At 55.3% G+C, this 12,918-nt stretch carries 13 protein-coding genes; 3 read left to right on the forward strand and 10 right to left on the reverse strand.

The genetic code is table 11. The features are described from left to right. The first annotated feature begins 129 nt into the window (after window positions 1-129). Window positions 130-2,115, forward strand: coding sequence for a cyclic di-GMP phosphodiesterase (gene pdeR, locus ACA373_RS04875; RefSeq protein WP_253453853.1), 1,986 nt, complete (start codon window positions 130-132; stop codon window positions 2,113-2,115). On the opposite strand, the gene ACA373_RS04880 is transcribed toward pdeR, so the two are convergent. Together ACA373_RS04880 and ACA373_RS04885 are read right to left on the reverse strand one after the other, a co-directional pair. Beyond that, window positions 2,112-2,981 carry a crotonase/enoyl-CoA hydratase family protein gene (locus ACA373_RS04880; protein WP_253453851.1) on the reverse strand — a complete coding sequence of 290 codons (870 nt, stop codon included), beginning with the start codon at window positions 2,979-2,981 and terminating at the stop codon, window positions 2,112-2,114. The genes pdeR and ACA373_RS04880 overlap by 4 nt on opposite strands. Before the next feature lie 197 nt (window positions 2,982-3,178). Next, complete coding sequence (locus tag ACA373_RS04885) at window positions 3,179-3,880, reverse strand: L-ribulose-5-phosphate 4-epimerase (RefSeq protein ID WP_253453849.1); 702 nt, start codon at window positions 3,878-3,880, stop codon at window positions 3,179-3,181. A gap of 372 nt (window positions 3,881-4,252) precedes the next feature. Here ACA373_RS04885 and osmB point away from each other — a divergent pair, with 372 nt between their 5' ends. Beyond that, complete coding sequence (gene osmB / locus ACA373_RS04890; protein WP_125287704.1) at window positions 4,253-4,471, forward strand: osmotically-inducible lipoprotein OsmB; 219 nt, start codon at window positions 4,253-4,255, stop codon at window positions 4,469-4,471. A 57-nt stretch (window positions 4,472-4,528) separates the two neighbouring features. Here the strand turns inward: osmB and yciH are convergent, their stop codons facing one another. The 5 genes from yciH to pgpB form a co-directional block, all read right to left on the reverse strand. Beyond that, window positions 4,529-4,855, reverse strand: a complete 327-nt coding sequence (gene yciH, locus ACA373_RS04895; RefSeq protein WP_370734094.1) for a stress response translation initiation inhibitor YciH — start codon at window positions 4,853-4,855, stop codon at window positions 4,529-4,531. Further along, window positions 4,855-5,616 (reverse strand): orotidine-5'-phosphate decarboxylase, encoded by a 762-nt coding sequence (pyrF, locus tag ACA373_RS04900; RefSeq protein ID WP_370734095.1) that lies wholly within the window; start codon window positions 5,614-5,616, stop codon window positions 4,855-4,857. The genes yciH and pyrF overlap by 1 nt, the downstream gene beginning before the upstream one ends. A gap of 182 nt (window positions 5,617-5,798) precedes the next feature. Beyond that, on the reverse strand, window positions 5,799-6,968 hold the full coding sequence (gene lapB / locus ACA373_RS04905; RefSeq protein WP_253453843.1) for a lipopolysaccharide assembly protein LapB: 1,170 nt from the start codon (window positions 6,966-6,968) through the stop codon (window positions 5,799-5,801). Between the two features lie 6 nt (window positions 6,969-6,974). Further along, entirely contained in the window at window positions 6,975-7,283 is a 309-nt protein-coding gene (locus tag ACA373_RS04910) for a LapA family protein (RefSeq protein WP_253453841.1), read from the reverse strand. 134 nt (window positions 7,284-7,417) lie between these two features. Continuing rightward, window positions 7,418-8,179 carry a phosphatidylglycerophosphatase B gene (gene pgpB, locus ACA373_RS04915; protein ID WP_253453839.1) on the reverse strand — a complete coding sequence of 254 codons (762 nt, stop codon included), beginning with the start codon at window positions 8,177-8,179 and terminating at the stop codon, window positions 7,418-7,420. Window positions 8,180-8,391: 212 nt separating this feature from the next. Here pgpB and ribA point away from each other — a divergent pair, with 212 nt between their 5' ends. After that, the gene (gene ribA / locus ACA373_RS04920; RefSeq protein WP_125287710.1) at window positions 8,392-8,985 is read left to right on the forward strand and encodes a GTP cyclohydrolase II; all 594 of its coding nucleotides are present in this window, start codon (window positions 8,392-8,394) and stop codon (window positions 8,983-8,985) included. 95 nt (window positions 8,986-9,080) lie between these two features. Here ribA and acnA read toward each other — a convergent pair whose 3' ends face one another. From acnA to ACA373_RS04935, 3 genes are all read right to left on the reverse strand, one after another. After that, window positions 9,081-11,768 carry an aconitate hydratase AcnA gene (gene acnA, locus ACA373_RS04925; RefSeq protein WP_370734096.1) on the reverse strand — a complete coding sequence of 896 codons (2,688 nt, stop codon included), beginning with the start codon at window positions 11,766-11,768 and terminating at the stop codon, window positions 9,081-9,083. A gap of 472 nt (window positions 11,769-12,240) precedes the next feature. After that, window positions 12,241-12,405 carry a hypothetical protein gene (locus tag ACA373_RS04930; RefSeq protein WP_253453836.1) on the reverse strand — a complete coding sequence of 55 codons (165 nt, stop codon included), beginning with the start codon at window positions 12,403-12,405 and terminating at the stop codon, window positions 12,241-12,243. Between the two features lie 2 nt (window positions 12,406-12,407). Further along, a complete protein-coding gene (locus tag ACA373_RS04935; protein WP_125287712.1) occupies window positions 12,408-12,566 on the reverse strand; it encodes a YmiA family putative membrane protein in 159 nt (52 codons plus the stop codon). Window positions 12,567-12,918: the final 352 nt, after the last annotated feature.

Below are 12,918 nucleotides of genomic sequence, written 5' to 3' on the forward strand. Positions count from 1 at the left end.
TTTTCGCCATAGTTAATTTCCGACATAAAAAATATCTTAAACATTGCGCTTGTGATTATCCTGTTTGCCGAATACTGTTGCTAAAATAAGAAGATACAGCCTGTATTGCATCCTCCAGGGAGAAATCTGATGACCGATGAGCAAGGGCAATCACTACTTTATACCTGGTTTGGTACTAACAGCCCTCATTGGCGTTTAAAGTCCGACAGCGATGCGCTTTTATTTGCAGAGGATGAATCGGCCGATACGCACGTCGTTATCCCCTTAACGCCTACGCAGGCGAGCCTGCTGCGCGCGATGACCGTGATCACCTCCAGCGTGAACCTGACGGTGTCGCTGTATGGCGAGCCGCTTTCCATGCATCTGGTTGGCCGCCGCGTTAACCAGACCGAATGGGCGGGCAGCGCCTCCGCCTGGGGCGATACCGCAAGCGTGGCGCGCGATCTGGCGCTGGGCCTTTCGTTTGCCGAACAGGTGGTGTCGGAAGCCAACTCGGTGATCGTTATCCTGGACCAGCGCGGCAATATTCAGCGCTTTAACCGCAAAAGCGAGGAGTATACCGGGCTGAAAGAGCAGGAAGTTATCGGCCGCAACGTCTTCCAACTATTTATGACCCGCCAGGAGGCGGCTTCGTCACGTCGCAACATCAGCGGTTTTTTCCGCGACGGCAACTCTTACGAAGTGGAAAGATGGGTGAAAACCCGTCAGGGACAGCGTTTGTTTCTTTTCCGAAACAAGTTTGTCCACAGCGGCAGCGGGAAAAATGAAATCTTCCTGATCTGCTCCGGCACCGATATTACCGAAGAGCGACGGGCGCAGGAGCGTCTGCGGGTACTGGCGAACACCGACGGCATTACTGGCCTGCCCAATCGTAATGCGATCAATAACGCTATCGCAGAAGCGCTGGCGGAAGAGGTGCAGCAGCAGATCGGTATCGTCTATCTCGACCTGGATAATTTCAAGAAGGTTAACGACGCCTATGGCCATATGTTCGGCGATCAGCTGTTAAAAGCGGTGTCGCTGGCTATCTTAAGCTGCCTGGCAAAGAACCAGACGCTGGCGCGCCTGGGCGGCGACGAATTCCTGGTGCTGGCGGTCGGCGCGACGCAGCAAGAGCTGGAAGCGATGGCTACGCGCATTCTCGACAGGCTCAGACAGCCCTTCCGCATCGGGCTGATTGAAGTCTATTCCGGCTGCTCTATCGGCATCGCGCTGAGTCCGCAGCATGGCGAAGATCGCGAGAGCCTGATCCGCAATGCGGATACGGCCATGTATACGGCAAAAGAGAACGGGCGCGGCAAGTACTGCATTTTTGCGGCTGAAATGAATCAGCGGGTATTTGAATATCTCTGGCTGGATACCAATCTTCGCAAGGCGCTGGAGCAGGATCAGCTGATTATCCACTATCAGCCCAAGCTGGATCGGGCCGGTGAAGTGCATAGCGTAGAGGCGCTGGTACGCTGGGTGTCGCCGGAACGCGGGCTGGTTTCACCGGCGGACTTTATCTCCTATGCCGAAGAGTCGGGGCTGATCGTGCCGCTGGGCCGCTGGGTCATGCTGACCGCGCTTGAACAGATCCTGGCCTGGCGCAAAAAAGGCATCAACCTGCGCGTGGCCGTTAACGTCTCGCCGCGCCAGCTGCTTGATGAAAGCATCTATATCGATCTGAAGCGCGCGCTGGGCAAAGCGAACCTGGCGAGCTGCCCGCTGGATATTGAGCTGACCGAAAGCTGCCTGATTGAAAACGAGCAGCAGGCGTTGACGCTGATGAATCAGTTCCAGGCGCTGGGAGCGGAAGTGCATCTGGACGATTTCGGCACCGGTTACTCCTCCCTTTCGCAGCTGGCGCGCGTGCCGATTAACGCCATCAAGCTGGATCAAAGCTTTATTCGCGGCGTTAACAGTCAGCCGGTTTCACAATCGCTGGTGCGGGCGATTGTCGCGGTCGCGAAGGCGTTGAATTTGCAGGTTATCGCGGAAGGTATCGAAACGACAGAGGAAGAGACATTTATAATGGCGAGCGGTGTGGACGCTCGCCAGGGATTTTTATATGCCAGGCCTATGCCCGCAGACGCGCTGGAGCAATGGCTGGCAAAACGTTACGCCGGTGCTTAACCCGCTTTACGCATAACCTGCGCGCTGTGGCGGTTCTGCAGCTGTACCAGCCTTTCCATATAGGCTATATCCTTGGGTTCGATAGAAAAGGCGAATTCCACCCAATCTTCGGTGATATCCATCAGCTCTGCCCGCGTCAGCTGCAATACTCGCTGACGCGCCTTTAACATCGCTCTGACGCCGTTGAGTTTCGGTTTCATCGTGTCGATAAAGGTGCGGGTAGTCTGGTAGCCCTCGCCCGGCTGGAACAGCCGATCGACCAACCCTCGCGTTTCGAACCATTCCGCCGAATGCGACTCTCCTTCGCAGATCAGCTCTTCCGCCAGCTTCATGCCCGAACGCCGGGCCACCAGCGAATAGCCGCCCATGCCCGGAAACAGGTTGAACGCGATTTCCGGGAAGCCCATGCGCGCCGTGTCCTGCGCCAGGATAAAGTGGTGCGCCAGCGCGGCCTCAAAGCCGCCGCCCAGCGCGCTGCCCTCGATCATGGCGATGGTCACCGCGCCGGTATCAAACCCGCGCGCCGCCGCATGAATGCAGTCCACGCAGGCGCGCGCGTAGGCCCGCAGCGCTTCACGACGCCCGTTTTTAATGCATTCCACAAAAAATCCGAGGTCGCCGCCCGCATTAAACATCGTCGGCACCAGCGAGCCGGTTACCCAAAAGTCGATGGGCAAGCCGGAACGCTGCGCGGCATAGCTAAGGTTCATTATCTCTTCGATAAGCTCATGGTTAAAGCTGGGGCGCGGCTGCGCGCGTAGCATCATCCATAATGTGCGTCGTCCTTCTTCGTAGTAGGCGGAAAGCTGAGTGGTTTGTCCAGCTTCGCTAAACAGCCGGCAGGTGGTCTGATTAATTACGGTCATATTCTCATCCTCTGTTTATGGGTGCGCTTAAGCGCGCTCCAAGCGTAATGCAGAGTGCGAGACGGCTGTACTTTCGTTTGATTTTAAAGGTAAATTATTTTCACCCCGCCGGCCTGAAAGCCAGCGAGGCGCTAATAACTGACGGTTTTTACCGCAAAGACCGGTGGAGGGAAATAACGTTATGATTTCTGATTAAATTATTTTATCTGACCATACCAGGCATTGCTGCCGTGCTTGCGTAAATAATGGCAGTCCAGCAGCGGTTGCTGAATGGCGGGCAGCGACGGCGTTAACAGCTGGCTGTAAATGCCCATATAGGCGACTTCTTCCAGCACGACCGCCGAATGCACGGCTTTTTCCGGCGTTTTTCCCCAGCAAAACGGGCCGTGGGAATTGACCAGAACGGCCGGCACAGCCAGCGGATCCAGATCTTTTTCACGGAAAGTTTCGATAATCACCTGCCCCGTTTCCCACTCATAGCGGGAGCCGATTTCTTCCGGCGTCATTTGGCGACTACAGGGAATGGCGCCGTAAAAATCATCGGCGTGGGTAGTGCCCCAGGCGGGGATCTCTCTGCCCGCCTGCGCCCAAATGGTGGCATGGCGGGAATGCGTATGGACAATGCTGCCTACCTCAGGCCAGGCCAGATAGAGCGCGCGGTGCGTGTCGGTATCGGAAGAAGGCCGCATATTGCCTTCCCGCACCTCGCCGCTGTGCAGATCGACCACGACCATATCTTCGCGTTTCATCGCCTCATAGCTGACCCCGGAAGGTTTAATCACTATCAGGCCCTGCTCACGATCGACCGCGCTTACGTTACCCCAGGTGAACACCACCAGACCGTGGCGAGGCAGCGCCAGATTGGCTTCCAACACCTGTTGTTTCAGTTCTTCCAGCATTTGGTTTCTCCCACTTTTTTCTACATTGTCCCCGCTGGCCAGCCATCAGGGTATGGAGGCAATCGCTGGATGCGTGGCAGAAATTAGCTGGGTGACGGTAAAAAGCGTGGGAAATTAAGATTTTTTACCTGTGAAGACGATCGTCTATGCTTAGAATACGTGCCAGCAATACCTTTACAGAAATAAGTCTGAAACTTAACAAATGTGTAAGTGTTGCTTCACGAGTACGGTAAGAACGACGTGATATATGATGGCAATGTTTTATTTACGTGAGATAAATCGCTAAGAAACGGGCGTATCCGGGCCAAAAGGCAAGGTAAACCTCTATACTTATAGCGTTATTCCTGCAGCAGCAATGATGGAGAAGTGACTATGTCAGTAACAATTAAACGTATTACCGCTGGCCTGCTGGCCGCCACTCTGGTGCTTTCCTTAAGCGGATGCTCAAACTGGTCGAAACGCGATCGCAATACCGCTATCGGCGCGGGCGCGGGTGCTATCGGCGGGTCTATTCTTTCTAACGGCAGCGGTCTGGGCACCGTCGGCGGTGCCGCTGTGGGCGGGATCATCGGTCATCAGATCAGCCGTTAACGGCTGACCGTTAAGCAAAGAAAGCACAAGGCCGCGACAAAACGCGGCCTTTTTGCTTCAGCCGCCCGCCAGCTTCACTTTCAGTCCTTTAGCTTCCAGCAGCGTTTTCAGCAGATCGCGCTTGTCGCCCTGAATTTCAATCACGCCCTCTTTAACCGATCCGCCGCAGCCGCATTTTTTCTTCAGCTCGGCCGCCAGCTTTTCCAGCCCGGCATCCGGCAGATCGACGCCCGTGACCAGGCATACGCCCTTGCCTTTACGGCCGCTGGTTTGCCGCTGTATGCGCACGATGCCGTCACCTTTTGGCCGCTGTACCGCCGCTTTGGGTTCATCGATGCGTCCGGTTTCGGTGGAATAGACCAGACGGCTGTTGTTATCGCCCATTATGCCTCCTGAAGTGATGCGATGATGTTATTTAACGCGGCTGCCGGGTCAGCGGCCTGGGTGACGGGACGACCAATCACCATATAATCCACCCCGGCCTGTAGCGCCTGCTGCGGAGTCATAATGCGCCGCTGATCGCCCGCCTCGCTGCCCGCAGGACGAATGCCCGGCGTGACCAATTTAAAATCGCTGCCCAGCGTCTGTTTGAAGCGCGCCGCTTCCTGCGCTGAGCATACCACCCCGTCCAGGCCGCACTGCTGCGTGAGCCGCGCCAGCCTTTCAGCATGCTCCGCTGGCGAAAGCTCGATGCCAATCCCGCGCAGATCCTCCGCTTCCATACTGGTCAGTACGGTCACGGCGATCAGCAACGGCGCGTCTTTACCAAAGGGCTTTAGCGCCTCACGAGCGGCCGTCATCATCCGCGCGCCACCGCTGGCGTGGACGTTAACCATCCAGACGCCCAGATCGGCCGCCGCCGCAACGGCATGTGCGGTGGTATTGGGGATGTCATGGAATTTCAGGTCCAGAAACACCTCAAAGCCGCGCTGCTGTAAATCCCGCACCAGCTGGGGGCCAAACAGCGTAAACATCTCTTTGCCGACTTTCAGGCGGCAGCTGCGCGGATCGATACGGTCAACAAAGGCCATGGCGCTGGCGTGATTAGCGTAGTCCAGCGCCACCAGGATCCGGGAGCCGTGAGATGATTGCATGTTGAAACCCTCTGAAATAGCGCACCGCAGGGTGCAGGAGATAAACGGCAAGCATTCTACCTGCGACGTCGTTAAATTCACAGTTTAGCGGCAAGTTTTCCCTTTTCGCCTGCCAGACCATGCGGCTCTCATTGCTGCTGAAACCCTGATATGAAGTTTACTCATTAGTATGTTGTAACTATTTTTGACCTGTTAAAAAAGCCAGCGCTCCACAACAGGAGCCGCTGGCCGGTTTATTGCCCGTCCAGGCCGCGGATAGGTTTAACCGAGGACCAGGCGCGACAGGAAGGACAGTGCCAGTAAAGCGCATGGGCGGTAAAGCCGCACTTGTGGCAGCGGTAGCGCGGCTTGGTGCGGATCTGTTCGCCGACCATATCCCGCAGCACCATCAGGCTCTCTTTTGCCCTACCGTCTTCCGCTTCATGCAGGTGGTAATCCATCAGGCGATGGAAAACGCGCATGGTAGGATGGCGCTGCAGCTGGCGATTAATATAGATCTGCGCCACTTCGCCGCCCTCGTCTTTTTCAATGACGTCAGAGAGGTAAAGCTCGGCCGCCGCGCCGGTATTTTCCTCAACGCAGCGCTTCAGATACTCGGCCCAGGCGTTGGGCTGTTGCAGCTGTTGATAGCAGGTTTCCAGCATCGCCAGCGTTTCGCTGACCAGCTCTTTATCCTGTTCTATCACGCGCTGTAAAAACCCAACCGCTTTTGCATAGTCGCCTTTCGCCATGTGGATACGCCCCATCATGATCGAGACGCGGGCGCTCTGCCTGTCGGCGGATTCGCCTTTTTTCAGCAGGCCCATAGCGCGATCCAGATCGTCGCTGCCCATCGCCTGGAGCGCCAGCTCGCAGTAGAAATGCGCAATTTCCATACGCTGCTTTTCTTTGCCCAGCTTTACCAGCCGTTCGGCCACCTCGATGGCTTTTGGCCAGTCGCTGGTCGCCTGATGAATAAGCAGCAGCTGCTGCAGCGCGCCGACGCGGAAGTCCGTCTCATCGGTCAGCTGGCTGAACATTTCTTCCGCCCGATCGTAAAAACCCGCGGCCATATAGTCGCGGCCCAGCTGCTGCACGGCCAGCAGGCGCTGATCGTAGGTCAGCGAAGCGCTTTCCATCAGGGCCTGATGAATGCGGATAGCCCGGTCAACCTCGCCTCGCGAGCGAAACAGGTTACCCAACGTCAGATGCGCCTCTACCGTGCCGCTGTCTTCCTTCAGCATATCCAGAAAGAGATCGACCGCTTTATCCTGCTGATTGGACAGCAGGAAATTGACGCCGGCGACGTAATCGCGCGACAGGCGGCTCGCTTCCTGTTGCTTATCCTGCTGCGCGCTCCTGCGCCCCATATACCAACCATAGGCAGCGGCAACAGGCAGCAACAGAAACAGCAGTTCCAACATAGGGGATTATTCCTTAACGGCAGGCACGGCTGGCTGAGCCGCCGCTTCTTCTGCCTGCCCCAGCTTCTGCTGGAGACGTTTCAGTTTACGCTGGGAATTAGCCAGCGCCACGCGCAGACGAAGCCAGAACAGACCGCAAATCGCCCAGCCGATTAAAAAACCCGCAGCGAACAGCGTAGCCAGCAGCGTCGAAACGCGATATTCGCCCTGCGCCAGCAGATAGTTAAAGGTAACCACCTGATCGTTATGCGCGCCAAGCGTAATAGAGATAATGAAAATCACTAAAACCAGTAAAAAAATCAGCAAGTATTTCACAGTCCGTCCCATAGTCTGGTGATAACCAGATGAATTATGCCAAAAAATTAGCCCTGTTGCTTGCCTGATGCGCGCAGGGCGCATGAAATGCCTGCCCAATCCTCAGGTTATGGGGGCAAACGGCGCGAACACAATCACGCCTCGTCGCGTTCGCTTATTTCCTGCTCTTCCGCCGGCGGAACGGTGAGCGGCCCGCTGTAGCGCTGCACCAGCCAGGTCGCCAGCGTGACCAGCACCCAGCTGATAAGCGTTGAGGTAATCAGGTCGCGCGGCCAGTGCATTCCCAGCACCAGACGGCTTGCCATCACGCCAATCGCCCAGGCCACCAGCACGCACAGCGTGACGATACGGCGGCGAGGCCATAACAGCCCTACCGCCAGCAGCGCCCAGCTGGCTGCAAACATGGTATGACCAGAAGGGAAAGCATAGCCGGTTTCAAATTCCCAGTGCGCCTTCAGCCAGTCAGGCAGGCGAGGATCTTCCGCAATCGCTTCCCGCACCATTACGCTGCGCTGCTTGCGGGTCTGCTCGTAAAAGTATTTTTCATCAAGCCCGTGGTTTTGCTCCAGCCACAGCACATAAGGGCGCGGCTCGCGTACCTGATCTTTAATAAACGTTTTGGTGTACTGCCCGAGCAGGATTGCCGACACCACGATCAGCAACAGAATAATTGCCGACTTAAGGCGATAGCGCAGGCACCACAGGAACCACGCGCAGAGGATCACGCTGGTTAAGGTTCCCCATGGACTGGTCACGGTTTCGGTCAGCCAGAACAGCAGCTGATGGCCCCACCCTGTTTCCACCGGCTGCCAGCGCCAGCCGGACAGCAGCACGCCGAATGGCATAATCAACAGCAACAGAGCACCCAGCGTGGTGCGTTTGGCGATCTCAAACATGGCTTTCCCCGGCGATTCAGTAAGGCATTGATTTATTTCTGATGACAACGTGATAAAAAATAATAACATATTGATTGAGATGGCGATAATTGTGCGGTATTAAAACAATCGCTCGAAGAGGTTAACCGCCCGACGCCCGATTGTGGCAAAATAGCTATTATGAATGGTCGGCGCAAAGGTTAGCGCAGCCCCTGATGTATCTGGAGAGTCACATGCAGCTTAAACGGGTAGCAGAAGCCAAACTGCCCACGCCGTGGGGAGATTTCCTCATGGTTGGTTTTGAAGAACTGGCAACCGGTCACGATCATGTGGCGCTGGTTTATGGCGATATAACGAACAGCGAGGCGGTGCTGGCGCGCGTGCATTCCGAGTGCCTGACAGGCGATGCTCTGTTCAGCCTGCGCTGCGACTGCGGTTTCCAGCTGGAGGCGGCGCTGAACCATATCGCGGAAGAAGGCCGCGGCGTTCTGCTTTATCACCGTCAGGAAGGCCGCAATATCGGTCTGCTGAATAAAATCCGCGCCTATGCCCTGCAGGATAAAGGCTACGATACCGTTGAGGCTAACCACCAGCTTGGCTTTGCGGCCGACGAGCGCGATTTTACCCTTTGCGCGGACATGTTTAAGCTGCTGGGCGTTAATGAAGTGCGTTTGCTGACCAACAATCCGCGTAAGGTCGAGATCCTTAGCGAGGCGGGGATTAATATCATCGAGCGCGTGCCGCTGATTGTCGGGCGCAATCCTGAAAACGCGCACTACCTTGATACCAAAGCCGAGAAGATGGGTCATCTCTTGCCAAAAGAGTAACGGATACGGGGCCGACAGCGTCCCGTTTTGTTTTTCCGCGCGGCGCTTTCCCCCTTCCGCGCAAAAAAATGCCCCTTATCAGGGGCATTTTTATTTTAGCTCTCGACCAGCATGTTACGTATAACGTAGTGCAGGATGCCGTCGTTGCGGTAGTAGGTCAGCTCATTGCCGGTATCGATACGGCAGCGCGTTTGCAGCGTTTCCTGACTGCCGTCCGCACGGGTCAGCGTGACTTTCACCGTGCCGCCGGGCTTCAGCTGGCTCAGGTTTTCCACGTCGATCTGCTCGTCACCGGTCAGCCCCAGCGTTTTACGCGTTACGCCTTCCGGGAACTCCAGCGGCAGTATGCCCATCCCAATCAGATTTGAACGGTGGATACGCTCAAAAGATTCGGCGATGACCACGCGCACCCCCAGCAGGCGCGGGCCTTTAGCCGCCCAGTCGCGGCTGGAGCCGGAGCCATATTCTTTCCCGGCGATCACCGCCAGCGGCGTCCCCTGCTGCTGATATTTCATCGCCGCATCGTAGATCGCCAGCTGCTCGTCGCCGGGCACGAAACGCGTCATGCCGCCTTCCACGCCCGGCACCATTTCGTTGCGGATGCGAATGTTGGCAAAGGTACCGCGCATCATCACTTCATGGTTGCCGCGTCGCGAGCCGTAAGAGTTAAAATCGCCCCGCTCGACGCCATGCGCAAGCAGATAGCGCCCGGCCGGGCTTTCCGCTTTGATACTGCCGGCAGGCGAAATATGGTCGGTAGTGACCGAGTCGCCCAGCATCGCGAGGATCCTGGCGCCCTTGATATCAAAAACCGGCTTCGGCTCTTTTTCCATATCATCAAAGAACGGTGAAAGGCGAATATAGGTAGATCCTTCGTCCCAGTCGTAGGTGGCCGCTTCGCTAACGCTGATGGCCTGCCAGTCCGGCGTGCCTTCAAACACTTCCGCGTACTCTTTATGGAACATATCGGTGGAAACCAGCTGTACCGCTTCCGCAATCGCTTCTGGTGACGGCCAGATATCTTTCAGATATACCGGCTTGCCGGTCTTGTCAGTACCAAGCGGATCCGTTTCCAGATTAACATTCATATTGCCGGCCAGCGCATAGGCCACCACCAACGGCGGCGAAGCAAGCCAGTTGGTTTTGACATAAGGATGGATTCGGCCTTCAAAGTTGCGGTTGCCGGAAAGCACCGCGCCAACCGTCAGGTCGCCTTTTTTAATCGCGCTCTCGATAGCGTCAGGCAGCGGGCCGGAGTTACCGATACAGGTAGTACAGCCGTAGCCAACAAGGTTAAAGCCCAGCTTGTCCAGATAAGGCGTCAGTCGCGCCGCCGCCAGATAGTCGGAAACCACTTTGGATCCCGGCGCCAGCGACGCTTTTACCCACGGCTTGCGGTCCAGGCCAAGCATTACCGCGTTTTTCGCCAGCAGGCCCGCCGCCATCAGGATACTGGCATTGGAGGTATTGGTGCAGGAAGTAATGGCTGAAATCACTACTGCGCCATCTTCCAGCTGATGCTCCTTGCCCGTGGCGCTGTCGCGATAGCTGACCGACTGGTGCTGTTTCTGCGCCCGATTGACTTCCAGCTCGTTACTGGCCTGGAAAGCCTGCGGCACTTCGCCCAGCGAAACGCGATCCTGCGGCCGTTTCGGTCCGGCCACACTCGCTTCAACGGTAGCCATATCCAGCGCCAGTGAACTGGTAAATACCGGCTCATCGCCGGGATTACGCCACAGCCCCTGCGCTTTGGCGTAGGCTTCCACCAGCGCCACCTGTTCGCTGCTGCGGCCGGTAAGTTTCATATAGCCCAGCGTGACGTCGTCCAGGGGGAAAAAGCCGCAGGTTGCGCCATATTCCGGCGCCATATTGGCGATGGTAGCGCGATCCGCCAGCGGCAGGTCAGCCAGGCCATCACCATAGAATTCAACGAATTTACCTACCACGCCGTGTTTACGCAGCATCTGGGTCACGGTCAGCACTAAATCCGTGGCGGTAATGCCAGGATTGAGTTTACCGTTAAGCTTGAAGCCAACCACGTCAGGGATAAGCATTGACACCGGCTGCCCCAGCATAGCGGCTTCCGCCTCGATACCGCCCACGCCCCAGCCCAACACGCCCAGCGCGTTAATCATGGTAGTGTGCGAGTCCGTGCCAACAAGCGTGTCGGGATAGGCAACTTCCTCACCGTCCTGCATTTCATGCCATACCGCCTGGCCGAGATATTCCAGGTTGACCTGGTGGCAAATCCCGGTGCCCGGCGGCACCACGCTAAAACGGTTAAAGGCTTTCTGCCCCCAGCGCAAAAAGACGTAGCGCTCATGGTTACGCTCCATCTCCAGACGCACGTTTTCTTCAAAGGCGTCGTCGTCGCCGAAACGGTCAACGGTAACCGAGTGGTCGATAACCAGATCGACTGGCGAAAGCGGATTCACTTTAGCCACGTCCCCGCCCAGTCTTTTCACCGCTTCGCGCATAGCGGCCAGATCGACCACCGCGGGCACGCCGGTAAAGTCCTGCATCAGCACGCGGGCGGGCCGATAGGCGATCTCGCGGTCGGCATGCGCCTGAGCCAGCCAGCCTGCCAGCGCGCGGATGTCCTCATCGGTAACGGAATCTTCATCCTGCCAGCGCAGCAAGTTTTCCAGCAGCACTTTCAGGGATTTGGGCATACGGGAGAGATCGCCAAGCTGCCCGGCGGCTTTGGCCAGGCTGTAATAGTGATAACGTTGACCTTTAACTTCCAGCGCGTCTTTTGTTATTTCACGTAGGGTAGACGACATTACTCCTCCTTCGTTTATCTTCACATAACCTGAATAAAAGCAGGGTTTGATTTAAAGATAGTACAAAGTTGGCGTAACGTTTTGATAACATCGATGAAGCATAAAAGAAAAACGCCCCGCTGATTGCTCAGCGAGGCGTCGTTAATATCTGTTTAAATATGCTTTATTAATGCATGACCATGCTCAGCCAGAGCAGGCTAGCCCAGAATAAGGCTGAAAACGTCCAGGCACTGAACCATGTCATTTGAGTTAAATTCATTTTTGCCCTCACTCAGGTCTTATAAGACCAAACGTATTACTTCAAAACCTCACGCCTTTGCGAGCAGGTTTTACCGTTTATCAATGGGTTGCCATTGTGGTTTCCCATCGTTGGGCCGACAGCGTGCCCTGACCAGAAATAGCTGGTCCGTTAAATAATGTTAATATTTATATTTGTCATGGTTAAAACAAAGAGTGAATATAAGCGTAAGGCTTAAGCTTTATTCGTTTTATCCGTCATAAAATCAATAAAGTTACGTTGCACTTCGCTCAGCCCCCAGCTTTCCGGGATGATGCTCTCTCTCGCTTTGCTTTTACACTCTACTTTTTTCAACTTAACAGCTTGCTGTGGTTTTTGATCCGAATACTGCAGGTGCATCGCTACCCCCATATCTGCCAAATCACGACTGCAACAGCTCCCCAAAACAGCGCCGATGCGGCGAATACCGCTAACCAGGCCTTACGTCTCAGATTGCTGTTACGCTGAACCTTCAGAGCTTTGTGACCGAAGTCGGTTTCTACAGAAATTCTGCTAGCCATAGTTTTTGATAATCACTCTCATTGAAACGATTGTTTTGAGCAATCAGAAATTAGGAGGAATCCTAAACATTTTATGGCGTGAAATCCAGCTATTTTTATTACGCCGAACGATTAATAGTATTCATTAAAGTTTATGAAATCTATTGATCGTACTTAACCAAACTCGCGTTAACAAATTACCCTTTAAGCCAAATTTACTGACAATAGCTGTTTTTTCGCACCATTGATAAATCAGCATTTATTGAAACCTCCTTGCCGTTCGCGCCCTGTCGCGCCTTGATAACCAGAGTATGAGAATCATCCTGGAGGTGCGCAAAGATGCCCGCTGAAAAATGTGTACTGTTTCTCATTT

Source organism: Erwinia sp. STN24 (assembly GCF_041320675.1).
GTDB classification, from domain to species: domain Bacteria; phylum Pseudomonadota; class Gammaproteobacteria; order Enterobacterales; family Enterobacteriaceae; genus Erwinia; species Erwinia aeris.